Annotated in this window: 23 protein-coding genes and 1 riboswitch; of the genes, 7 read left to right on the top strand and 16 right to left on the bottom strand. The window is 56.6% G+C overall.

Annotated features, from left to right (window positions below; translation table 11 throughout):
- Positions 1-34: 34 nt before the first annotated feature.
- Positions 35-2,005, bottom strand: a complete 1,971-nt coding sequence (locus tag FFI61_RS11630; RefSeq protein WP_200370572.1) for a TonB-dependent receptor — start codon at positions 2,003-2,005, stop codon at positions 35-37.
- A 142-nt stretch (positions 2,006-2,147) separates the two neighbouring features.
- Positions 2,148-2,351: riboswitch (cobalamin riboswitch) on the bottom strand.
- Positions 2,352-2,447: 96 nt separating this feature from the next.
- Between FFI61_RS11630 and FFI61_RS11625 the strand changes: the two genes are divergently transcribed.
- The 6 genes from FFI61_RS11625 to bluB are packed head-to-tail and all read left to right on the top strand — an operon-like array spanning position 2,448 to position 7,894.
- Positions 2,448-3,317: a cobalamin-binding protein gene (locus tag FFI61_RS11625; protein ID WP_200370570.1), complete on the top strand. Its 870-nt coding sequence runs from the start codon at positions 2,448-2,450 to the stop codon at positions 3,315-3,317.
- A gap of 33 nt (positions 3,318-3,350) precedes the next feature.
- Positions 3,351-4,310 carry an iron ABC transporter permease gene (locus FFI61_RS11620; RefSeq protein ID WP_320159567.1) on the top strand — a complete coding sequence of 320 codons (960 nt, stop codon included), beginning with the start codon at positions 3,351-3,353 and terminating at the stop codon, positions 4,308-4,310.
- Positions 4,310-5,077: an ABC transporter ATP-binding protein gene (locus FFI61_RS11615; RefSeq protein WP_200370569.1), complete on the top strand. Its 768-nt coding sequence runs from the start codon at positions 4,310-4,312 to the stop codon at positions 5,075-5,077. Before FFI61_RS11620 ends, FFI61_RS11615 begins: the two co-directional genes overlap by 1 nt.
- 26 nt (positions 5,078-5,103) lie before the next feature.
- Positions 5,104-5,715 carry a cob(I)yrinic acid a,c-diamide adenosyltransferase gene (cobO, locus tag FFI61_RS11610; protein WP_200370568.1) on the top strand — a complete coding sequence of 204 codons (612 nt, stop codon included), beginning with the start codon at positions 5,104-5,106 and terminating at the stop codon, positions 5,713-5,715.
- Between the two features lie 3 nt (positions 5,716-5,718).
- Positions 5,719-7,230 carry a cobyric acid synthase gene (locus FFI61_RS11605; RefSeq protein WP_200370567.1) on the top strand — a complete coding sequence of 504 codons (1,512 nt, stop codon included), beginning with the start codon at positions 5,719-5,721 and terminating at the stop codon, positions 7,228-7,230.
- Positions 7,223-7,894, top strand: a complete 672-nt coding sequence (gene bluB / locus FFI61_RS11600) for a 5,6-dimethylbenzimidazole synthase (protein ID WP_200370566.1) — start codon at positions 7,223-7,225, stop codon at positions 7,892-7,894. The genes FFI61_RS11605 and bluB overlap by 8 nt, the downstream gene beginning before the upstream one ends.
- A 21-nt stretch (positions 7,895-7,915) precedes the next feature.
- Here bluB and FFI61_RS11595 read toward each other — a convergent pair whose 3' ends face one another.
- From FFI61_RS11595 to FFI61_RS11535, 13 genes are read right to left on the bottom strand one after another with little or no spacing between them, the layout of a single operon-like run.
- Positions 7,916-8,821 carry a F0F1 ATP synthase subunit gamma gene (locus FFI61_RS11595; RefSeq protein WP_200201424.1) on the bottom strand — a complete coding sequence of 302 codons (906 nt, stop codon included), beginning with the start codon at positions 8,819-8,821 and terminating at the stop codon, positions 7,916-7,918.
- Positions 8,805-10,403, bottom strand: coding sequence for a F0F1 ATP synthase subunit alpha (locus FFI61_RS11590; RefSeq protein WP_200201423.1), 1,599 nt, complete (start codon positions 10,401-10,403; stop codon positions 8,805-8,807). Before FFI61_RS11590 ends, FFI61_RS11595 begins: the two co-directional genes overlap by 17 nt.
- Positions 10,404-10,438: 35 nt before the next feature.
- Positions 10,439-11,209: a F0F1 ATP synthase subunit B gene (locus FFI61_RS11585; protein WP_200201422.1), complete on the bottom strand. Its 771-nt coding sequence runs from the start codon at positions 11,207-11,209 to the stop codon at positions 10,439-10,441.
- Positions 11,210-11,217: 8 nt separating this feature from the next.
- Complete coding sequence (locus FFI61_RS11580) at positions 11,218-11,496, bottom strand: F0F1 ATP synthase subunit C (protein ID WP_200201421.1); 279 nt, start codon at positions 11,494-11,496, stop codon at positions 11,218-11,220.
- Entirely contained in the window at positions 11,493-12,191 is a 699-nt protein-coding gene (locus tag FFI61_RS11575; protein WP_200363335.1) for a F0F1 ATP synthase subunit A, read from the bottom strand. Before FFI61_RS11575 ends, FFI61_RS11580 begins: the two co-directional genes overlap by 4 nt.
- A complete protein-coding gene (locus FFI61_RS11570; protein WP_227714863.1) occupies positions 12,191-12,505 on the bottom strand; it encodes an ATP synthase subunit I in 315 nt (104 codons plus the stop codon). Before FFI61_RS11570 ends, FFI61_RS11575 begins: the two co-directional genes overlap by 1 nt.
- The gene (locus FFI61_RS11565; RefSeq protein ID WP_200370558.1) at positions 12,502-12,804 is read right to left on the bottom strand and encodes an AtpZ/AtpI family protein; all 303 of its coding nucleotides are present in this window, start codon (positions 12,802-12,804) and stop codon (positions 12,502-12,504) included. Before FFI61_RS11565 ends, FFI61_RS11570 begins: the two co-directional genes overlap by 4 nt.
- The gene (locus FFI61_RS11560; RefSeq protein WP_200370555.1) at positions 12,801-13,211 is read right to left on the bottom strand and encodes an ATPase; all 411 of its coding nucleotides are present in this window, start codon (positions 13,209-13,211) and stop codon (positions 12,801-12,803) included. The genes FFI61_RS11565 and FFI61_RS11560 overlap by 4 nt, the downstream gene beginning before the upstream one ends.
- Positions 13,208-14,584, bottom strand: a complete 1,377-nt coding sequence (atpD, locus tag FFI61_RS11555) for a F0F1 ATP synthase subunit beta (RefSeq protein ID WP_200370553.1) — start codon at positions 14,582-14,584, stop codon at positions 13,208-13,210. Before atpD ends, FFI61_RS11560 begins: the two co-directional genes overlap by 4 nt.
- A gap of 19 nt (positions 14,585-14,603) precedes the next feature.
- The gene (arcC, locus tag FFI61_RS11550; RefSeq protein WP_200370551.1) at positions 14,604-15,527 is read right to left on the bottom strand and encodes a carbamate kinase; all 924 of its coding nucleotides are present in this window, start codon (positions 15,525-15,527) and stop codon (positions 14,604-14,606) included.
- Positions 15,528-15,560: 33 nt separating this feature from the next.
- A complete protein-coding gene (locus tag FFI61_RS11545; RefSeq protein ID WP_200370549.1) occupies positions 15,561-16,562 on the bottom strand; it encodes an ornithine carbamoyltransferase in 1,002 nt (333 codons plus the stop codon).
- A gap of 18 nt (positions 16,563-16,580) precedes the next feature.
- A complete protein-coding gene (locus tag FFI61_RS11540) occupies positions 16,581-17,810 on the bottom strand; it encodes an arginine deiminase (protein WP_200201414.1) in 1,230 nt (409 codons plus the stop codon).
- A 14-nt stretch (positions 17,811-17,824) separates the two neighbouring features.
- The gene (locus FFI61_RS11535) at positions 17,825-19,309 is read right to left on the bottom strand and encodes a YfcC family protein (protein ID WP_310965364.1); all 1,485 of its coding nucleotides are present in this window, start codon (positions 19,307-19,309) and stop codon (positions 17,825-17,827) included.
- 223 nt (positions 19,310-19,532) lie between these two features.
- Between FFI61_RS11535 and FFI61_RS11530 the strand changes: the two genes are divergently transcribed.
- Complete coding sequence (locus FFI61_RS11530) at positions 19,533-20,198, top strand: DNA-3-methyladenine glycosylase I (RefSeq protein ID WP_200370547.1); 666 nt, start codon at positions 19,533-19,535, stop codon at positions 20,196-20,198.
- 16 nt (positions 20,199-20,214) lie between these two features.
- On the opposite strand, the gene cobS is transcribed toward FFI61_RS11530, so the two are convergent.
- Positions 20,215-20,979 (bottom strand): adenosylcobinamide-GDP ribazoletransferase, encoded by a 765-nt coding sequence (cobS, locus tag FFI61_RS11525; protein ID WP_200370545.1) that lies wholly within the window; start codon positions 20,977-20,979, stop codon positions 20,215-20,217.
- Positions 20,980-21,144: 165 nt separating this feature from the next.
- Complete coding sequence (locus FFI61_RS11520; protein ID WP_200201411.1) at positions 21,145-21,798, bottom strand: peroxiredoxin; 654 nt, start codon at positions 21,796-21,798, stop codon at positions 21,145-21,147.
- Between the last annotated feature and the right edge of the window lie 22 nt (positions 21,799-21,820).

The raw sequence follows: 21,820 nt of genomic DNA, 5'->3' as shown, positions 1-21,820 counted from the left end.
TTTTACTTGGTTTTTTTAGTTAGATATTTGCCGATCAAAAATTGTGCTTCACATTCACAAACCAACTCCTTCCCGGCCCGGGAAAACGGCTAAAATCCTGGTAGATTTCGTCCGTTATATTTTGAAGTTCCAGAGATATCTCGCTCTCGCCACGGTTGGGCCAGACTTTTGTCCAGCTCGCAGAGGCGTTTACAAGAGTGCGGGGATCGGCCATGAGTCTGTTGGCTGCGTCGTAATAGAGCTTGTCGTCATAGTTGTAGGAAACGTCAAAGCGGAAGGGCCGGATATGCCATCGGCTGCCGGCGACAAATGACTCATGGTAGATGCCGGGAAGTCGTTGCTCAAAGCGATCACTAACGCTGTCATCGGTGTTTTCAGACTCCTGAAGCGTTACGTTGCCGTACAGCTCCCACCAATGATAAATACGCCACAAGGCATCCATTTCGGCACCGTATATTTCTGCGGATAAATTGGTGTAGCGGCCAACGCCGCGGGCGTCGTAGATCGCGGCAACAGCAGGGTCAAGCTTGCGAAAAAAGCCGGTAAGCTCAACATGCCCCCATCCCTGATCCGTGCGCAGCGAGACCTCATAATTTAGCGACTCTTCGGCCTTGAGGTCGGTGTTGCCTACAAATAATCCCGTCTGACCGTAAAGCTCCTGCAGCGTTGGAACGCGAACCTGTCGGGCTATCCCGGCTGATACCTCCCAGTTGCCAGCAAAGTAATGACTGAGGCCCAGTTGCCAGCTGTTGTAGCGATCGGTACTGGAGGTTTGCGTGACGGTGCCATTGCCGAGTGCCTCATCGGAATCATCATCAATGCGGTACTGGCGCAGAGAAACCTGCGAGCGCCAGCGGCTGTCAGTGCTAAGCCACTGATGTGAAGCCGCACTGGCAATTTGCAGGCGTTCTCTTTCGTCAGGAAGGTCAGAGCTAAGCTTGTCGTGCTGTTTATAGTTGTAGTGAGTGACATCCACACTGGCTGAAAGCGTGTGGTTACCTAGCAGCCAATAGAGGGTGTTAACCATCCCTAGTTGGTTTGTATCGGTAAAAACATCGGTAGTTCCCAGCCCTACTAGCCCGGTTTTGTTGTTGTAGCGCTCGTTGATATCCGACCAGATAAGCCGGTGGCTGGAATGAATCTGGCCGTCCAGCCAGCCTTGTTGTTGATAGTGGAGCTGGGTTCGTAGGGTTTCGTTGGTCAGAAAGGCCTTATTATTGCTCCAGTTCTGAATACTGGGGACGTTTTGCTCGTTATCGCTGTATTGAATGAGCGCATCCAGCTTGCTTGTGGCGTTGATCTCCCAGCCCAGTTTGGTGCTGACTGCATCCTGCTCGTATTCCGCGTTTCGACGTTTGGTATTCGCACCATCATTCGGATTAAACCATTCACGGCTATTCGGGTACTCGAAATCGTTGTCGCTGCTTTGCCTGTCCAGCGATACCCAGTAGTAAAAGTCTTTGTGGCTGCCGCTGTTGAATAGGCCCATTTTGTAGGTATCGAAAGAGCCGGCGCCGAGGTTAAAACGCGTGCTGTCTTCGATGTCTTTGCCCAGAGTTTCCATAACCACCACACCGCCAATGCCTGCCTGGGCAAACTGTGCGGGTGCGCCGCTGGGGTATACCTGAATACGGCTGATGTCGTGCAGGCCCAGCTTACCCATATCTACGCCGCCGGTTACGGGATCGTTGAGCAGCATGCCATCAACCACAACCTGAACCTGGCGAGCGGTGGAACCCCTGATGGAGACGGAGGAATAGCTGCCCAAACCGCCACTTTGGCGAATCTGAACGCCCGTCTGATTGCTGAGTACGTCGGCCAGATTGGCGGTACGGTTTTCAAATTCCGAGCGTGGGATAACTCTTACAGGGCCGGTCGATTTGGCGGGGTCTATGGTTGTTGCTGCGTTGGCGGGTGAACTTTCAACAATGATAAACGGCACAGCGTCATTCGCGTTTGCGGCAGCCAGGGGCAAAAGAAATAGCAGGCAGAAAAAACGACGCATTGGAGCAGTTAACCATGGCCAAATGAGCTATAAACCACAGCCAAAGAAAACTACATTAGCTGTGAGCACAGCTATCATCAGGAGGTTTAACGCCAATACAAGCAGGCAAAAAACTCCGCGGTACCAGCCCTCCGCCAGTACACACTGATAGCCGGTAGCAGGCCGGTCTCCGGGCTTGCGGCTGGCGTGATCGCCAGAGTAGGATGCTTTGCAACCGTTCCTACTCATTGCCGCTTACCGTTGCGGGGGCAGCGTCGGACTTTAACCGAACTTCCCAGTTTCACCCTGTGCTCAACAATACGATAACGTATATTGCGCCACGGGCACCTGCTACGGATAGAACTTGGCTTGTAGTCTAGGGTTCCGTTTTATGCCAGTCAATTAATGTTATCTGTTAGACCGGATCTGTCATTTTGGTAGCGATTAAAGGAATAATTGTTTGATGAGTTTTCGTGCTTTTTTATTGTTTTTTGCACTTGTTCCCGGCGCGTTTGCAGACGTTTGTGCAACGGATGATGCTGGGCAATTCCTTTGTCTGGCGGCTCCTGCCCAGCGCATTGCCACGCTTTCGCCGGGCGCAACAGAGCTTACTTATGCCGCCGGAGCGGGCGACAAGGTGATCGCGGGTGTCAATTACAGTGATTATCCGCCCGCCGCACTCAAGCTCCCACGGGTTGGCACCCATACTCGAATAGATCTGGAAGCCCTGATGGCGCTTCAGCCGGACTTGGTGATCACTTGGGTAACAGGAAATCCTCCGGCTCAGATTGAGCTTTTGGAGGCGCTGGGCATTCCCCAGTTCGCCATAGAACCCCGAACTTTTGAGGGGGTTTCCAGTGTTCTCGAGCGGCTTTCTACTCTGGCGGGTACAGAGCAGGCTGGGTTTGCGGAAGCGGAACGTTTCAGAAAGGGCATTGCGGATATTGCTGACGAGTATCGCAACGCGGAGCCGATACCGGTTTTTTATCAGGTGTGGGAGCAGCCGCTGATGACCATCAATAATGATCATTTGATTGGCAAGGTTTTGCAGTTGTGCGGCGGGGTGAATGTGTTTGGCGATATGCCACGTTTGGTGCCTCGAATTAGCGCAGAAGTTGTCCTGAAGGCGGACCCCCATGCCATTCTTACCGGGAGCGCTGAAGGTGAAAGCGACGAACAGCTGGATCGCTGGAGGGATTATCCCGAGCTGAGTGCAGTGGCTCGGGATAATCTCATTTTTGTTCCGGCATCACCCATATCCCGGCCGACTCCCAGGCTACTTGAGGCCGGTAAACTGATCTGTCAAAAGTTGGAAGTTGCCCGTGGGCATTAATGGTATAAGCGCGAAAATGTGTGGTGGTGACCAGTGACGCGCTCACTTCTGAGCCTGGGTGTAATGGCATTGGCTGCCATGATGCTGGCACTGGCTATGGGAAGTGTGACCATTCCACTACCGGATCTTTGGCAGGTTATTCAGGGTGACGGCAGTGCTTTGCATCGCACGCTTGTTTGGGAATTGCGACTGCCCCGGGCAATTGCGGCATTTGCGACCGGGGGCCTGTTGGCTGTGGCCGGTGCGCTGATGCAGGTGTTACTGCGCAACCCGCTTGCTGATCCATACATCCTGGGGTTGTCTGGTGGTGCCGCTGTAGGAGCCTTGCTGGCTATGCTTGCCGGGATGGGAGCTCTGCTGGTTTCAGGCTCGGCCTTTGCCGGTGCCATGCTGGCAACCATGTTGGTGTTCGGGCTGGCCCATGGAACCGGTAGTTGGACACCTTCCCGCTTACTGCTCACTGGCGTTGTGGTCGCTTCCGGCTGGGGGGCTGTGATCACCCTCATGCTGGCAATCACGCCCTCGTACAAACTGCCCGGTATGCTGTACTGGCTGATGGGTGATGTTTCCTATGCTCGTACACCCTGGCCGGCATTTGTGGTGCTGGTTGTATCCATAATGTTGATTATGCCACTTGCCCGGAACCTCAACGTGCTGGCGCGGGGGCCTATGCAGGCAGCCGCGCTGGGTGTTTCTGTGCGGCCGCTGGAATGGGCGGTGTATCTACTCGCCAGCCTGCTGACCGCGACGGCGGTGACAACTGCGGGGAGTATAGGATTTGTAGGGCTGATAGTGCCTCACATGCTCCGGCTGGTGCTGGGGAATGATCAGCGCATCATCTTGCCTGCCAGCGTTCTGGCCGGTGGCACTTTGCTGGTGCTGGCCGACACTTTGGCGCGCACGGTGATTGCTCCCGAACAGTTGCCAGTTGGCGTGATAACCGCATTGCTGGGTGTTCCCATGTTTCTCTATCTGTTGCACCGGAGCCGCTGATGAGCACGCTGAGAGCCCGCGAACTGATCATCAACATACCGGGGCGCGCTGACGGCTTTGCTCTGAATATGAATGTTGAGCCGGGCCAGATCTGGGGTGTGCTAGGCCCTAACGGTGCTGGCAAAACCACATTACTGCATACCCTTGCGGGTTTGCTTCCTGCTCGCAGCGGGCAGGTGGTGCTGAATGACTCACCTTTAAAAGAGTTCAAACGCCGGGATATTGCACGGCAACTGGGCTTGGTGTTCCAGGAGCGTCAGGACACGTTTCCGGCAACGGTGATGGAAACAGCCCTGATTGGCCGCCATCCCTGGCTGTCACCCTGGGAAAGTGAGCAAGGCGAGGATCAGGCGCTTGCGGAACAGGCGCTGACGGCACTGGATGTCGATGGCTTGTCTGGTCGCTTGCTCAACACCCTGTCTGGCGGAGAGCGCCAGCGCGTTGCCATTGCCACCTTGATGACCCAAAACCCTGATATCTGGTTGCTGGATGAGCCCACCAACCATCTGGATCTGCACCACCAGGTAAAGGTAATGAATCTGCTTCGTAATCAGGCAGAGTCCGGAAAAGCTGTATTTATGTGTCTGCACGATCTGAACATGGCTGCGCGTTGGTGTAGCCATGTTCTATTGCTGTACACCAACGGCGATGCCTGCTGGGGGGCGACAGAAAGCATGTTGGTCCCGGAAGCACTGGAACGTTTATACAACCAGCGCCTTATCTCCCTGGAAAAAGACGGTTTGTCGGTATTTGTGCCGGCTCAATAAACTAACGTTGATGTGAGGCAATCGCCATGAAAGAACGTGCAAAAGACCCCGAACGCCACGCCAAACGCATGGCAGCCAAACAGAAAATCATGCAGGAGCGCATAGCCAAAGCTCAGAAAGAACAGGGCATATTGCTGGTGCTTACCGGCCCGGGCAAAGGCAAAAGCAGCTCCGGTTTCGGTATGGTCGCCCGAGCCCTTGGCCACGGCATGAAAGTTGGCGTTGTGCAGTTTATTAAAGGCGCCTTCAGTACCGGCGAAGAGGCGTTCTTTCGGAACCTGCCCAATGTGGATTACCACGTGATGGGCGATGGCTATACCTGGGAGACTCAGAACAGGGAGCAGGATGTTGCAGCGGCCAACGCGGCGTGGGATATCGTTGAAGGCATGTTGAAAGACGACAGCTACGATTTGATTTTGCTGGATGAGCTCAATATCGCACTGAAGTACGACTACATCGATCTGGATCGCGTTCTGGACGACCTGCAGGCCCGCCCGGAGATGCAGCATGTGGTTGTTACTGGCAGAAGTGCCCCGAAAGAGCTGATCGATATCGCAGATACAGTGACTGAAATGGGCGTAGTGAAGCACGCCTTTGAGGATCAGGGAATCAAGGCCCAGAAGGGTGTTGAGCTTTAACCTATGACCACCCTCATGATCCAGGGCACCACCTCCGACGCGGGTAAAACCACCGTTGTTGCGGCCCTGTGCCGCTGGCTGGCTCGGCAGGGTGTATCAGTGGCACCGTTCAAACCGCAAAATATGGCGTTGAACAGTGCGGTCACCATTGATGGTGGCGAAATTGGCCGTTCAACAGCGTTACAGGCGCTGGCCTGTGGCCTTGAACCACACAGCGATATGAACCCGGTTTTGCTGAAGCCACAAAGTGACTGTGGTGCCCAGGTTATTTTGCGTGGGCAGGTGCACGGCAATATGGATGCGCTGGATTATCACGCTTACAAAGCCGAAGCCATGGAGGCGGTGATGGCCGCCTGGCGTTCACTCAGCGAACGCTACGATGTAATCATTGCCGAAGGCGCTGGCAGCCCGGCGGAGATTAACCTGCGGGCCAACGACATCGCCAACATGGGCTTTGCGGAAGCGGCGGATTGCCCGGTGCTGTTGGTGGGCGATATCGATCGGGGCGGTGTGTTTGCCCAGTTGGTGGGCACTCTGGAGCTGATTTCTGCCAGCGAACAGCAGCGTACCAAAGGCTTTATTATTAACCGCTTTCGCGGTGATATCGGCTTGCTGGAACCGGGCCTGGACTGGTTGAGCGAGCGCACCGGAAAACCGGTCATTGGCGTGCTGCCCTATCTTCACGGCCTGATTGTGGATTCTGAAGACAGCATAGGCACATCCGGCACCAGCGAAGCCGGAGCGCTCAATGTGGTTGTGCCGGTATTGCCGCGCATTAGCAACCACAACGATTTTGACCCGCTTCGGTTGCACCCGGGTGTAAATCTGCAGTTCATCGGGCCGGATCAACCTATTCCTCCGGCGGATTTAATCATACTTCCCGGCAGTAAAAGCACCCGCACAGATTTGGACTTTTTGCACAGCCAAGGCTGGGCGCAAGCCATTCGTAAACATCTGCGCTACGGCGGCAAGGTGTTCGGTGTCTGTGGCGGTTTCCAGATGCTGGGTAAGCAGGTGACTGACCCAGATGGGCTGGAAGGCGACCCGGGCAAAGCGGATGGCTTGGGCTTGCTGGAAATGTCCACCAAAATGGTGGCCGGTAAACAACTGAAAAACGTGCAGGGCGTGCTAAACCTGACCGCAACGGATTCTGCGCAGGTAGAGGCCAGTTTCAGCGGATACGAAATGCACAACGGCGTGAGTGAGGGAGTGGCGCTGGCGCGCCCGCTCGGCCGTATTAATGGCAGTAACGAAGGCGCGATAAGCAATGACGGCCACATCGCCGGCACCTACGTGCATGGAATATTTGACGAGCCCACCGCCTGTGATTCAATCCTGCACTGGGCCGGGTTGAATCAGTCGGGCGCTGCGGTGGATTATCAGCAGCATCGCATGGCGCAACTGGACCGATTGGCGGATCAGATAGAGCAGCATCTCGATACCGCGTGGTTGCGCGAACTGCTGAACCTGAGCCCGATAGCGTTTACCCCGGAGGACACCAGGCACAATGAGTAATTCAGATAACAGCTTCAGTGACAGCGAGCGCGCCGGACTCTACCGTGCCATATACGAACGCCGCGATGTGCGCTCACAGTTTCTACCAGACCCGATTCCAAAACCCGTGCTGGCAAGGCTCCTGAAAGCCGCGCACCACGCGCCTTCCGTGGGCTTTATGCAACCCTGGGATTTTATACTCATCGACAGCCTGGACGTTCGCGAGCAGGTATTGGCCAGCTTCAATGAAGAGAACGCAAAAGCCGCAGACAATTACACCGGGGAGCGCCAGCAAACCTATCGCAGCCTGAAACTGCAGGGCATTACTGAAAGCCCGATGAATCTGTGTATTACCTGTGATCGCAGCCGCGGTGGCGCCCATGTGCTTGGGCGTAACTCCATTGTGGATATGGACCTGTTCAGCACCTGCCTTGCCGTACAAAACCTCTGGCTGGCGGCGCGGGCGGAAGGCATTGGTGTGGGTTGGGTCAGTATTATCGACCAAACCAGACTGGCCGATATTCTGAACCTGCCGGAAAACGTCTACCCACTGGCGTATTTGTGTCTGGGTTATGTCAGTGAGTTTCTGGACAAGCCGGAGCTGGAGACCAAAGGCTGGCGCTCACGCCTGCCGCTGGAAGAGTTGGTGCATGGAAATGGCTGGGGGAAGCCCCTGATTTGGTGACCTTGGGGCGCAATTTGGGCCTTATTGCGGTTGCTCAGAAACCACCCGCTTCTTCGGCTTTTTCAACGCCTCAAACCCGATAATCACGTCCATCAACTCGTTGGTGATCTCCGTTTGCCGCACCGATCGAAGCTCCCCCTCCACCACCTCAATGCGCTCATCCACCGATTGCTCCGCCTGCTGCATCAAAGCCAGCCGGGCGGAGTTCTCTGTCACCATGGCTTCTGCCGAGGCCCGGAAAACGCTGGCAAAAATATGGCTGCGAATCAGGGATGACAACAGCGCGTCCGCTTCCATGGTGTAATCCGGAAGTGAGCGTGAATCCCAGTGTGTTTTACGCTCGAGTAGTGAGGGTGCAAGCGGAAGAAGGCTCTGTATTGTCGGTTCCCGCGTGCCGTGTTCGCCGCGCTGGGTAAACGCCAGAGTGACGGCCAGATGATGCAACGGTTGGCCTCGGCTAAAACGGTCTATGCGGGTAACTATATCGCCAGCAAGGCGGCCTATGCCATCCGCAGACGCCGGTGGCAGCAAGACAGCTTCTGGCAGCAGGTCCTGATCATCCAGAGCATCGTTCATTTGCGCGCCGATACAGAGCAGGCGTTGCTTGCCGATCGTTTGGCTCTGGCAATGTTGCTGCACCACTTCTGCAAGCACCTCATTGTAATTGCCGCAGAGGCCGTGGTCGGAGCCGAACACGATGACCAGATGCTCCACAGCATTTTCCTGTCGCAGGTTGATACCACCAGTTCGATAAGCGAAGGCGGCAAAGCCCTGCAATATAGTCTGGTGATAGGCCTCAATCGAGCGGGCCGCGTGTTCATAAGGTGCCGCGTTAATCGCCGACAGGGTTTTCATGGTGTGAACGATGCCGCGAATGCTCGTCAGGGTGTCGCTGTGCCGGGTCAGCGTCTCAAGCGTCTGGGCCATGGCTGACCTCGTCTGAGCGGTTCGCAGACAGTGCGGTGCGAGCGGTTGTGATAATCCGTTCGCGGTCTTCTTTGCTCAACCCCTTGTTTTCGCTGATACGCTCGTCGATAAACTGGAAGTGTTTCCGGGCAGCGGCACGAATGCGGTCCATGGCACCGCTCAGTTGTTCTTCCGGCAAGGCATCGAAAAGCCCTTCCATTGCGGCAATCAAAACCGCCAGTTGCTCGGCGGGGGGCATGGGGTCACGCTCGGCCTGGCGCAAGGCGGTGCGAACGGCAGCGCCACGGGTGAGGCGGGCGCGGGTGGTGTCGTCCAGGCGTGTACCGAAGCGGGCGAAGTCTTCCAATTCTTCAAATTGCGACAGGGTAACCCGCAAGTTGCCGGCTACTTCGCGAAGGGTGCGGCTTTGCGCTTTGCCGCCTACGCGAGAAACGGACAGGCCCAGATCCACGGCCGGGAACTGGTTACGGCGCACCAGTCGTGGCGACAGGTAGATCTGCCCATCGGTGATGGAGATCAGGTTGGTGGGAATGTAGGCCGACAGGTTCTCCGCCTGGGTTTCCACCACCGGCAAGGCGGTAATCGAGCCACCACCGGCTTCCTGAGTAAACTGGCCGGCCCGTTCCAGCAGGCGGGCATGCACGTAGAAAATATCGCCGGGGAAGGCTTCGCGCCCTGGTGGCCGGCGCAACAGCAATGATAGCTCGCGGTAGGAGCGGGCGTGGTGGGTAAGGTCATCAAAAATCACCAGCACATCCCGGCCCTGATCGGAAAAGTACTCTGCCATGGCCATGGCGGAGTAGGGCGCTATGTAAGCCAGCCCCGGTGTTTCTTCGTCACCGGCCGACATCACGATGCTGCGGGCCAGCATGTCGCCCTTTTTCAATGCTGCGATAACTCGGGATACAGCATCGCCACGCTGGCCAATGGCGCAATAGATGCAGACAACATCTGAGCGCGATTGGTTGAGCATGGTGTCTATGGCGATGGAGGTCTTGCCGGTTTGGCGATCACCGATGATCAACTCGCGTTGGCCGAGGCCTACAGGTACGGCAGCATCAATGGCTTTAAGGCCGGTTGCCAGCGGCCGGAAAATAGCTGAGCGGCTGAGAATGCCCGGTGCTTCTGCTTCAATGGGGGTTTCTGCAACAGCGGCGATAGCTCCCAAACCATCCCTCGGGCGGCCCATGGCATCAACCACACGCCCGAGCAACGCGGGGCCGACGGGCACGCTCACCACCTTGCGGGTGCGGCGTACATCCTCGCCCAGAGTAATCAGCTCGGAAGGACCAAGCAGAATCACCCCGAGCCGGCCAGGTTCCAGATCCAGCACTATGCCCTGAACACCGCATTCAAAAATCAGCAGCTCATCGGCCAAGGCTCGAGCCAGACCGGTCACAATTGCAACGCCATCGCCTACTTCGGTTACACGGCCTACTTCGGTTATGACCGGTGCTGGTATAGGCGCTGCCAGCAGGGATTCCCGCCATGTCTCGAACTGCCCGGCTGAATGCAATTCAGCGTGCGATTGGGGCTGTGATGGAGAGCGGTTTTTCGGAGCACTGTGATCGGTGTCGGCCATAGCGTTTAATCTATCCTTTTTATGCACAACCGGGTTTATGTGCCCGCCGGCTGAATGCGCCCGGAAGCACCCGCAGCCATGCGCTCGTTTAGCAGCGCATCAAATTCTTCGGTATAGCTGTCCACAGTCCAGGCTACCTGTGCGCCGCCAACCCGCAGAACCAGGCCTGGCGACTGTTGCGGGTCGCTTTCAAAGCGCAGGTTGATGCCTGGTAGCAAGCTTTTAACGTCAGCAAGCAGCAGCGCCTGTGCCGCTTCGGGCAAGGTGTCGCGTGTGGTTGCTACCGCCTCCTTGCTGTCGCCGGCAGCATCCGAGAGTTCGCCAGCAATAGGCCGCAAACGCGCGCTTACATGGCGAACGATAGCCTCTTCCAGGGATTCATCCGCAAGATCCCGCAGTGCTTTGCGGGTCAGCTCCAGCAGGGTTTCTTCGCCGGTACGCTGCAGCTGTGCGGTGAACTTCTGGCGTTCACGCTCAAGGTGCTTGTGCCAGTCTTGCTGTTCCTGCTCCAGCTTGGCGCGAGCTTCGGCCAGCAGGCTGTCGCGCTGATCTTCCGATTCCCTCAGGGCCTGTTTGACCACAGCATCCTGATCCGACAACAGCTGTTTTTGCTGCTGGCGGAATTCCGCTTCGGCAGCCTGGGCCTTTTTCTCGGCCTCTCCTGCCTCTGCCATGCGGCGCTTTATTTCAGCCTCACGGGCATCTATGCCATCAAGAATCGGGCGGTAGAGAAAGCGCTTCAGCAGCCACACCAGCACCAGAAAGTTGGCGATCTGCGCGATAACGGTAATCCAGTCAATGGACATGATCGGCTCTAGCCTCCTGCGGCAACCTGCATGGCATCCCAGAACGGGTTGGCAAAAATAAGAATCATAGCCACCACAAAGCAGTAGATGGCGGTAGATTCAATCATCGCCAGGCTCACGAACAGGGTTCGTGACAGAGTTGGCGCTGCATCCGGTTGCTGTGCAATGGCGGCAATCGCAGCGGCGGCGGCTCGCCCTTCACCCAGTGCCGGGCCAATGGCGCCGATGGCAATGGTAAAACCCGCGGTAAATATCGAAATGGCCGCAATAATGGCTAGATCGGTCATGACTTATCCTCTTTTTTGAGCGCTGGAGCGTCTGGTTCTGCCGTGGCAGATGAAATGTAAACGGTAGCAAGAATCGCGAATATATAGGCCTGAATCATGCCGGTTAACAAGCCAAGCATGTCCATGACCACCGGGAAGAAAAACGGCGCGACGGTAAGCAGGATGGCCGCAATAACCGCCCCGCTCATTACGTTGCCGTAAAGACGGATGGCCAGCGAGATGCCCCGGGAGAACTCGCCGATGATGTTGAATGGCAACATGATGACCGAGGGCTCGATAAAGGTTTTGAGATAATGCCCTACGCCTCCACTGGCTATGCCGAACACCGGTACCGCCACCAGCACAGACAAGGCCAGTGCTGCTGTGGTGGATAGCGACGACGTGGGCGGTGAAAACCCGGGTACCACCAGCATCAGGTTTGATAAAGCGATGAACAGGAACAGGGTGCCGGCAAAGTACATCACGTGGCGTGCGGAGTTCCGGGTTACCTCTTCGATCTGGCCTTGAATCAGCTTTACGATCACTTCCAGCGAGGTGCGCCAGCGATTGGGCGGTACATCTGGCCGGAGGTTGCGGGTAATCAGCATGGAAATACCCACCAGCAACGCCATCACAATCCAGGTGTTAACGATGGTGGCGTTAACCTCCCAGCCGGCCAGCGTAAAAACGATAATGTCATCCGGGGTAAGCTGCATTATGCGCCCTCCTGTGTAGCCGTTGCGGGTGCCTTGCTGATTCTGGCCCAGAGCACGGCCACCAGCCGCGCCAGGAAAAACGCCAATGCGTAGCCGGCGATGGCCCAGTTACTGTCAGCGTAAGCCGTTACCAGAAAACCAACACCAAGCAGCATTGCAATCCGGCAAAACGAGCTGGCCATCAGCCAGAGGCCGGGCCGGTCAGAGCCCAGGGCGCGTCGCATACCCCAGGCCAGCCCTATGAAGAACAGCGCACTGACGGGTAAACCAAATGAAAACCCCAGCAATACCGCTGGCCAATCTACAATTATCAACGTTTGTCTCCCTTGCGGTCTGGCCCTTCCCGTTCGATCCAGCTCCAGGCAATGATGCCTCCTGCAACCACGCCACCCAGAATCAGGGCAATGGGCCAGGAAAAGTTCTGTGGTGCTACGTCGTTCAGCCACAATCCCAGGAAAGCGCCCCCCACGGTGGGCACTGCAATCGACCAGCCGATGATTCCAAAGGCACCAAGCCCGCGCAGGGGGCTAACTCCGGGCTCATCCCTTGCGCGCTTCATGCGCTCGGCACTGCGCCGTATGTCTTCTGCTGAGCGATCGTTTTTTGGGCTCATACCGAGGGTTTCCGCAAGTCGCCAAACCGACGTACTATCCCTGCTTCCAGCCGGGACAAAGCCGAGCGTGCAACCCGCTCTTCCTCATCCACTTCGATAAACGCAGCCTGAATGGTTTCGTTCAGGGATTCGAGATCCTTGCCCTGAACGCCTCGGCGTATGGCGATGTCTACCTGGTGGCCTTTTTTCATCAGCACACCTTCGTCCACACCAAAGAAGGCTTCGGTGCCGTCGGCTGATGTGAGAATCAGCACCGAGGGCACCAGCGCCGTCACAAAATCCGTATGGTTCGGAAGCATGCCGAAAGCACCGTTTTGCGCGGTGGCGAATAGCCGCTGCACGCTGCCTTCGAACAGGGTTCGGGTTGGCAGGCGCAGTGTTACCTGCATGGCTTCGGCAAGGCTCATGGTTTTTTCTCCAGATCCTTCAGGGAGCCAATCATGTAGTAGTCAGTTTCGTTATCGTGAAACTCGCTCTGATTCAAGATGGTTTCGCAACCGTCCAGGGTGTCCTTGATCGACACGCGCCTGCCGCTGTCGCCGGTCAGCGCGCCGACGGTGAAAAACGGTTGTGTGAGAAAACGCTCAAGCCGCCGCGCCCGCGCCACGGTGGCCCGGTCGGCGGCTGAGAGCTCTTCCATGCCCAGCATGGCAATAATGTCGCGTAGATCTTCGTACTCGGCCAGGGTGCGCCTTACCGCCCGGGCAATGTCGTAATGGCGCTGGCCAACGATGGCCGGAGTCAGCATAACCGAGGCAGAACCGAGGGGGTCCACCGCCGGGTAAAGGCCCTCACTGGCACGCTTGCGCGACAGCACCACCGAGGCGGAAAGGTGCGAGAAAATGTGCGCCGCGGCCGGGTCGGTGAAGTCATCAGCAGGCACGTAAACCGCCTGAATAGAGGTGATAGCGCCGTTGCGGGTAGAGGTGATGCGTTCCTGCAGCGTTGCCAGTTCGGTGGCCAGCGTGGGCTGGTAGCCCACCCGGGAAGGCATGCGACCCATCAGCCCCGAAACTTCCGAGCCCGCCTGCACAAAGCGGAAAATATTATCGATGAGTAGCAGCACATCCTGTTTCTGCACGTCGCGGAAGTACTCCGCCATGGTGAGTGCGGTTTTGCCTACCAGAAACCGCACACCCGGGGCTTCGTTCATCTGCCCGAACAGCATCACGGTTTTATCCCGCACACCGGCATCGCCCATCTCGCGGTAAAGCTCTTCCGCTTCCCGCGAGCGCTCGCCAATGCCGCAGAACAGGCTTACGCCCTGATAATGTTGAACCGTGTTGTTGATCAGCTCGGTAATCAGCACGGTTTTACCCACACCCGCACCGCCGAACAGACCGGTCTTCCCGCCGCGCTCAATGGGGGAGAGCAGATCGATGGCCTTGATGCCGGTTTCCAGAATATCGCTGTGGATGACGCGATCTTCCAATGCCGGGGGCGGTTGGTGAATGGATCGTCGCACCTCGGCGGCCGGGGCTGGTTTGCCATCAATGGGTTCGCCAAACACGTTGAGCATGCGCCCCAGCACCCTATCACCCACCGGCACCTGAATTGCGGCCCCAGTCGCTTTTACTGGCATTCCCAGGCCCAGCCCACGCACCGGTGCCAGCGCCATGCAGCGCACGGCACCATTTTCCAGGAGCGAGGTTACTTCCATCGCCAGGCTGCCAGCGTAAACCAGATCTTGAATACGGGGTGAGGTTGCCGGAAACTTCACATCGACAACGCCGCCGCGAACGCCTACAACCTGTCCAACATCAACGATCTGATCCGACATGAATAACGGGCCCGAGTGATTAAGTGTTATGAGTGGCGTCTTTGCTGATGAGTGTGCCTGCGCGCCCACCCAGAATATCGAGTGCATCCTCCAGTCGGCCAATGCCACTGACACCTCCAGTGTCGGCGAAATTGCAGGCCGCCGCCACCTTTGGCCCCATGGAGCCCGCTGGTACATCGAGTCTGCGGGCATGTTCCGGTGTGATTTTACGAACCGGGGTTGCAGCCTGTGTATTGAAATCTTTATACACAGCATCCACGTCGGTTAAAAGCAGCAGGGCATCGGCTTTTAGCTCGCGCGCCAGTAAAGCGCTGGCGGCATCCTTGTCAATCACGGCTTCTACACCGGTCATGCTGCCGTCGTTACGGCGTAGCACCGGAATGCCACCACCTCCGGTGCAGATGATAATTACCCCCTGATCCAGTAGCAGTTTCAGTACCCGCATGTCGGGTATTTCTTTAGGTGCAGGGGAGGGTACGACTCTGCGCCATTTGTCGCCGTCGGCCGCAATGTGCCAGCCGGCTGCTGCTGCCCGGGATTCGGCTTCTGCCTTATCGTAGACCGGGCCGATAAATTTGGTGGGATTTTTGAAGGCCGGATCCTCCCGGTCAACCACCACCTGGGTGAGCAGGGTTGCCACAGGACGGCTATGGTTGAGGGCGTTTTCCATCTCCTGCTCGATCATATAACCGATCATGCCACCGGTCTCCGCGCCCAGCACATCCAGCGGGTAGGCTTCCTCAGGCTTGTATGCCGCGCCCTGCAATGCCAGCAACCCCACCTGGGGGCCGTTGCCGTGGGTAATCACCAGCTCATGTCCGGCCTGTACCAGTTTGGCCAGTGATTTCGCAGCAATTTTCACGTTGGCGCGCTGAGTCTTGGCGGTTAACGGTTCGCCGCGCTTTAAGAGGGCGTTACCGCCCAGAGCTGCAACAATCAGCATCCTGTGCATCCTTTTCAGCAGTTGGAGCCAGTATCAGGCCCCAAGTGTGGCTACCAGCACTGCCTTGATGGTGTGCATGCGATTTTCCGCCTGATCAAACACGATGGAGGCGGGGCTTTCGAAAACGTCATCCGTCACTTCCATGGCAGTAATGCCGAACTCGGCCTCTATTTCCTTGCCCACCGTGGTTTCGGTGTTGTGAAACGCGGGCAGGCAATGCATGAAGCGGGCTCGCGGGTTGCCGGTTTTTTCCATCAGGGCGGCGTTCACCTGGTAGGGCATTAACAGCTTGATGCGTTCGCCCCACTTTTCTTTCGGCTCACCCATGGACACCCACACATCGGTGTACACAAAATCGACGCCTGCTACGGAGGCATCAACGTCTTCAGTAATGGTGATCCGGGCACCTGTTTCCTGAGCGATAGCCCGGGCTTCGTCTTGAATGGACTGCTTTGGCCAACACTCTTTTGGCGCACACAAGCGCACATCCATGCCCATTTTGGCCCCGCCAATCAGCAGGCTGTCACCCATGTTATTGGCGGCGTCGCCAATATACACATAGGCCACTTCATGTAGCGGTTTCTCAACGTGTTCCTGCATGGTTAAAAAATCTGCAAGAATCTGGGTTGGGTGAAACTCGTCGGTCAGGCCGTTAAATACCGGCACGCCGGCATACTCGGCCAGCTCCTCAACAATTTTCTGGCCGAAACCCCGGTACTCAATGCCGTCATAAACGCGGCCCAGAACCCGGGCGGTATCCTTTACCGATTCCTTGTGGCCAATGTGGGTGCCTGAAGGCCCAAGATAGGTCACTCTGGCGCCTTGATCGTAAGCAGCCACCTCGAAGCCCACCCTTGTTCGGGTGGAGTTCTTCTCAAAGATCAGCGCGAGTTCTTTGCCAGTCAGCTGGGGCACCTCGGTGCCCGCGTATTTGGCCGCTTTCAGGTCTTTGGCCAGTCTCAGCAGAAAGCCGATTTCTTGCGGGGAAAAGTCCCGCAAGGTGAGGAAATGACGATTCTTCAGATTAAAAGCCATGGTCTTTGTCCTCCTGGATCAGATGGGGTCACGCATTGTGGGGCAACTCATGCAACGCCCACCGCCACGGCCACGGCCCAGCTCGGCACCCGGAATGGCCAGCACTTCAATGCCCGCGGCTTCCAGTGCTGCGTTGGTGTCGTCGTTGCGGTCGTAACCAATGACCACGCCGGGGCTTAGCGCCAACACGTTGTTGCCATCGTTCCATTGCTCCCGTTCCCGCTCGGCCGGGTTATCACCGCCGGTCGGTACAACCTCGAGGGATTTGTAGCCAAGAACGTCAGCCACCACATTAAAAAAGGGCCGGGGGTCCTGGCGGAAAGACAGGTGCTTTTTGCCTTCACCGGGGCGCAAGTCGTAGCAAATCAGCTCGTCAGCCATTTCTTTAAAGGCGGTAACCACGTTGCCGCCGCAGAAAGTAAAGATGGTGTCCAGATGCATGGCTGCACGGGTTTTGGGGATCTGGCAGGCAATAACCCGTTCCGCCGTGCCTCTTTCAAACAGAGCGTTAGCCAATTGCCCAACGGCCTGGGGTGATGAGCGCTCCCCCATACCGACAAGCACGGTGCCATTGCCTACCGGCATTACGTCACCGCCTTCAAGCGTGGCAAGGCCGTGGTTCCTGGTCGGGTCACCCCAGAGCACATCCACCTTGCCGGCAAACTTCGGATGGTATTTGTACACGCCAGCCATCAGCAGGGTTTCCGGTTGGCGCGCAGCCCAGTACATGGGGTTCAGCGTAACGCCCTCATAGATCCAGGCGCTGTTGTCCCGGGTGAACAGGTAGTTGGGTAAGGGTGGCAGTACAAAGCCATAGTGGCCAAGGTGATTACCGAAAAGCCCGGTGGGGTCAAAGGGCAAGTCGCCCACTTCCAGGCCGCCAATCAGATATTTTGAAAGTTCGGTGCCGGGGAGCTCGTCCATCCAGGCGCGCAGATCAGAGATCATCCCCACGCCTATGTCGTTCCAGGTAATCCGGTGGTCCAGAATCCACTTGCGGGCTTGCGGAATGTCCAGGGTTTCGGCCAGCAACTCGTTAACATCAAGTACCTCGACACCGCGGTCACGCATTACGCTGACAAACACATCGTGATCTTTCTGCGCTTGCTTCACCCAGAAAACGTCGTCAAACAACAGGGCGTCGCAGTTGGAGGGGGTCAGCCTCCGGTGTGCCAGGCCTGGGCGGCAGACAATCACCTGCCGCAGTTTTCCGGTTTCTGAATGTACGCCAAGCTTGTGTTCAGACATGGTTCAGTCCTCCGTTAAATAAGTGCAGCTGCGCTGATAACCACCGAAATGAAGATGGTAAGGATCAGGAGCAAAGGCCAGATAAACGCGATCCAGCGGTCGTAGGACACACGGCCAATGGCCAGGCCACCGACCACTACGGCAAAGGTCGGGTTGATCAGGTTCACCAGGCCGTTGGCAGACTGGTAGGCGGTTACCACAAGGTCGCGCCCTACGTTGGCGAAATCAGCAAGTGGCGCCAGAATCGGCATGGACAGAACCGCCAGCCCGGATGATGAAGGCACAAAGAAGCTCATGCCTACTTCAATCCAGAACATCAGGTTGATAAACGCCAGTTCCGGCAGGCCACCCAGGGATGTTTCAGCACTGTGCAAAATGGTGTCGGCAATCATGCCCTGATCCATAATCACGACAATGCCTCGCGCAAGCCCGACCACTAGAGCAACACCCAAGAGATCGCGTGCACCATCCACAAAGCTGCCAGTGAGCTCTTTCTCACCAAGGCGGGCAATAATGCCTATCACAATGGCGGCACCAAAAAACAGCGCACCCATGCGAGCCATCCACCAGTCTTGGGACGATACACCCCAGATCATGACCACGAAGGTGGCAGCGAAGATGAGGAGTGCAACAATCTGGGTTCTGGTGAGGGTAGACGTCTGGATTTCATCAGCATGCTTGCCCAAAAAGAGCCTGCGGTGTGCATCCCATTGCTTGGATACCACAGAGCGGGATGGATCCGCTTTTACTCGAAGGGCGTAACGCATAACGTAGGCAGAGCAAATCAGCAGGCCGCCAATGAGCAGGATAAAGCGCACCACAATGCCGTCAGTAAACGGGATTTGAGCTGCGTTCGCGGCGATAACCGTGGCAAACGGGTTGATGGTGGAGCCCAGTACGCCAATGCCGGCGCCCACCAGAATGATGGCTACCCCGGTTACCGCATCGTATCCTGCGGCCATCATGACCGGGATGAGAATGGCATAGAAAGCCAGGGTCTCTTCGGCCATGCCATAGGTTGTGCCTCCTATGGCAAAAAGGGTCATCAATATGGGTATCATCCAGATTTCATGGCCCTTGAGGTGTCGCATGGCGCTGCGTATCCCGGTATCAATGGCTCCCGTAGCGTTCATTACGCCGAGGAAACCGCCCAGGAAAAGTACGAACAGGGCAACATCAATGGCGTTGGCCACATAGCTGTCCGGATCATAGAAGCCGGCCGTGGGGGCAAGCATTATCTCCATAAAACCCTGAGGGTTGGGGTCGACCGTCTGGTAGGTGCCTGGCACGGCCACTTCACGCCCGACTTCTTCGTTCATTGCGCGGTCGTATTGCCCGGCGGGTATAATCCAGGTTAACGCCGCCACAAATATGATCAGCAAAAACAGAATGGTGTAAGCGGTGGGGAACCGCGTTGCCAGATCCTGTTCCGGGTCATTGTGTGAGTTATCCGGCGTGTTATCAGAAGGGGTTTCAGGGGATCGGAATTCATCATCCACAGCGCATCTCCTTTTATCTGCACAGGCAGTGTGTAGAGCTAATGAAGGGACTCGACTCCAGCTGAGAGCAATATGTTCTTGTGCAGCCAGGAGCGAGCACGATTTCCGGATCGTTAACCCCAAGGTAGTAGAAATATGAGAAAATGTTTTGAGTTAGGTCACTATTAATTAAAAAGCGACATTAATTCTTGGCCATCTATTACTAAATCGATGATGAGACGTTATGGGTTTTTCAAAGATTCACGAACGTGCGATTGCACGTAAAGGCGGCATCGAAGAGCTGAATGCCCTGCTGCCCAAATTGCCGGCTGCGACTGCGCTGGAGGCGCGGGCAGACGATCGCTACCTTTCGGAGATTACCCGCTGCGTATTTAAAGCCGGTTTTGTGTGGCGAGTTATAGATAACAAATGGGCAGGTTTCGAAGCGGCCTTCCATGGCTTTGTGCCTGCCTACTGGCAGCAGGTACCGCCAGACGTATTGGAAGAGCTGGCTCAGGATGAGCGAATTGTGCGCAACATGCAGAAAATCCGCACTGTGCCGGAGAATGCCCGAATGATTATGGATGCGGCGCGGGAACATGGCAGCTTTGGCGCATTCCTGAGCCAGTGGCCGTCGGAAGATCAGATGGGCTTGTTGCTGTGGTTAAAGCGCAATGGCTCTCGCTTGGGCGGTAACAGCGCCCAGTACTTTTTGCGTATGGTGGGCTGGGACGGTTTTATCCTGTCCCACGATGTTGTTGCCGGCCTGCGCCATGCCAATCTTCTGGATGCTTCGCCCACGAGCAAGAAAGGATTGCAGCAGGCACAGGCAGCGTTTACCGCCTGGCACCAGGAAACTGGTCTGCCGTATAGCCAACTGTCGCGCATACTGTCGTATTCAGTAGATTGAGGGTGCAGTCTAAGGGCTAGAGCCCGAGCAAAAAGACCAGCTCACAAAACACGACACTGGCCCCCAGCGCGTCGCCGGTGTAACCGCCCAATTGCTGCTTGAGATACCAGCCCCAAAGCAACGCCACGGCAATGATTGCGGTTGCTGCGGCCAGCCACAGCCCCGGCAACCACAGGCTGAAAGCCAGAGCCACCAACGCGGTAAACCCGCAACTGACCAGCAAACGGTTGCGCGAGAAGCCTTCCGCCACAGGTTTGCTTTTGCTCTTGTCCGGATCGGTCACATAGGGCAGAAATGCCATCAACAGCAAGGGTGTGAGCCGGCTGATCGCGGGCGCTACCAGCAGCGCCAACCAGATGCTTTGGGCATCCATCAGCAGCGCAGCTTTCAGGCCCAAAGCCATGACTAATGCCACGGTGCCATAGGTGCCGATGCGGCTGTCTTTCATAATCTCCAGGCGCTTCTCAACGGTATATCCACCACCCAATGCATCCACACTGTCGGCCAGACCGTCTTCATGGAAAGCGCCGGTAACAAACAAGTGGAAGCACAAAACCAGCAGCACGCACACCAGCGGGCTCCAAGCCAGATTAAGCAGCGCAAACAAGCCGGCATATGAGGCACCGAGCAAAAGCCCTACCAGCGGGAAGTACATGCTGCACTGGTTCATCAGCTTCTGGGAGTAATCAATGCGAGCGAGCATGGGAATGCGGGTGAGAAAGCCAACGGCCAGCCAGAAGGCTTGCCATTCATTGGAAAGCTGATGTGCTTTTGTGGGCATGTGCGACTCGGTTCAGCTGAGGGTGTTCCCTCGGGCAGTGAAACGCCGGCTAACGGGAGTGTCTGGAAGGTATCATGAGTGCGGATGTTTTTCCTGAAGGAATCGCCCTTCCTGGCCATTAACAAGCCAGGAAGGGCAGCCTTTTCTAACGAATACTATCGATGCTTACAGCTCTTTGGTGCAGTAGTAGAAGTCTACACAGTCGTACTCGCCGGAGCTTACGCGCTGGTCAGCCTCTGCCGCAGTGGCTGCGGGTGGCACGATAACGCGATCACCTGGCTGCCAGCCTTCAGGCGTTGCTACTCCGTGCTCGTCACTGGTCTGCAGGGCATCCAGCAGGCGCAGGAATTCCGGAATAGAACGGCCGTTGCTCATGGGGTAGTACACCATCGCCCGCAGCACGCCTTTCGGGTCGATCATGAAGGTTGCACGGACCGCAGATGTGTCTGCAGCACCCGGGTGAATCATGCCATAAGCGCGGGCAACATCCATTTTAAGGTCGGCGATGATCGGGAAGGGTATCTCGACGCCAAACTTCTCCTTGATGTTACGCATCCACGCAATGTGTGAGTGGTGGCTGTCTATGGACAGACCCAGCAGCTCGCAATTGCGCTTGTTGAATTCCGGCGCCATCTTCGCGAAGGCCATGAATTCAGTGGTACAGACCGGTGTAAAGTCAGCCGGGTGGGAGAAAAGCACCAGCCATTTGCCCTTGTAGCTGTCGAGGGTCTTTACGCCATCGGTAGTGGGGGCGTTGAACTCAGGGGCGCGTTCATTCAAACGTGGCAAACCGAATACTGGGTTGTTTGATTGTTCCATGGTATGGCTCCTATGCCGTTGG

This window comes from Marinobacter sp. DY40_1A1, assembly GCF_016597815.1.
GTDB lineage: Bacteria > Pseudomonadota > Gammaproteobacteria > Pseudomonadales > Oleiphilaceae > Marinobacter > Marinobacter xiaoshiensis.
This window is presented reverse-complemented; position numbering and strand designations above follow the sequence as displayed.

Excerpts from the sequence above, each read along its gene's own strand:
- FFI61_RS11630 (WP_200370572.1), bottom strand. The coding sequence starts at position 2,005 with ATGCGTCGTTTTTTCTGCCTGCTATTTCTTTTGCCCCTGGCTGCCGCA.
- FFI61_RS11625 (WP_200370570.1), top strand. The coding sequence starts at position 2,448 with ATGAGTTTTCGTGCTTTTTTATTGTTTTTTGCACTTGTTCCCGGCGCG.
- FFI61_RS11615 (WP_200370569.1), top strand. The coding sequence starts at position 4,310 with ATGAGCACGCTGAGAGCCCGCGAACTGATCATCAACATACCGGGGCGC.
- cobO (WP_200370568.1), top strand. The coding sequence starts at position 5,104 with ATGAAAGAACGTGCAAAAGACCCCGAACGCCACGCCAAACGCATGGCA.
- FFI61_RS11605 (WP_200370567.1), top strand. The coding sequence starts at position 5,719 with ATGACCACCCTCATGATCCAGGGCACCACCTCCGACGCGGGTAAAACC.
- bluB (WP_200370566.1), top strand. The coding sequence starts at position 7,223 with ATGAGTAATTCAGATAACAGCTTCAGTGACAGCGAGCGCGCCGGACTC.
- FFI61_RS11595 (WP_200201424.1), bottom strand. The coding sequence starts at position 8,821 with ATGGCCCAGACGCTTGAGACGCTGACCCGGCACAGCGACACCCTGACG.
- FFI61_RS11590 (WP_200201423.1), bottom strand. The coding sequence starts at position 10,403 with ATGGCCGACACCGATCACAGTGCTCCGAAAAACCGCTCTCCATCACAG.
- FFI61_RS11585 (WP_200201422.1), bottom strand. The coding sequence starts at position 11,209 with ATGTCCATTGACTGGATTACCGTTATCGCGCAGATCGCCAACTTTCTG.
- FFI61_RS11580 (WP_200201421.1), bottom strand. The coding sequence starts at position 11,496 with ATGACCGATCTAGCCATTATTGCGGCCATTTCGATATTTACCGCGGGT.
- FFI61_RS11575 (WP_200363335.1), bottom strand. The coding sequence starts at position 12,191 with ATGCAGCTTACCCCGGATGACATTATCGTTTTTACGCTGGCCGGCTGG.
- FFI61_RS11565 (WP_200370558.1), bottom strand. The coding sequence starts at position 12,804 with ATGAGCCCAAAAAACGATCGCTCAGCAGAAGACATACGGCGCAGTGCC.
- FFI61_RS11560 (WP_200370555.1), bottom strand. The coding sequence starts at position 13,211 with ATGAGCCTTGCCGAAGCCATGCAGGTAACACTGCGCCTGCCAACCCGA.
- atpD (WP_200370553.1), bottom strand. The coding sequence starts at position 14,584 with ATGTCGGATCAGATCGTTGATGTTGGACAGGTTGTAGGCGTTCGCGGC.
- arcC (WP_200370551.1), bottom strand. The coding sequence starts at position 15,527 with ATGCTGATTGTTGCAGCTCTGGGCGGTAACGCCCTCTTAAAGCGCGGC.
- FFI61_RS11545 (WP_200370549.1), bottom strand. The coding sequence starts at position 16,562 with ATGGCTTTTAATCTGAAGAATCGTCATTTCCTCACCTTGCGGGACTTT.
- FFI61_RS11540 (WP_200201414.1), bottom strand. The coding sequence starts at position 17,810 with ATGTCTGAACACAAGCTTGGCGTACATTCAGAAACCGGAAAACTGCGG.
- FFI61_RS11530 (WP_200370547.1), top strand. The coding sequence starts at position 19,533 with ATGGGTTTTTCAAAGATTCACGAACGTGCGATTGCACGTAAAGGCGGC.
- cobS (WP_200370545.1), bottom strand. The coding sequence starts at position 20,979 with ATGCCCACAAAAGCACATCAGCTTTCCAATGAATGGCAAGCCTTCTGG.
- FFI61_RS11520 (WP_200201411.1), bottom strand. The coding sequence starts at position 21,798 with ATGGAACAATCAAACAACCCAGTATTCGGTTTGCCACGTTTGAATGAA.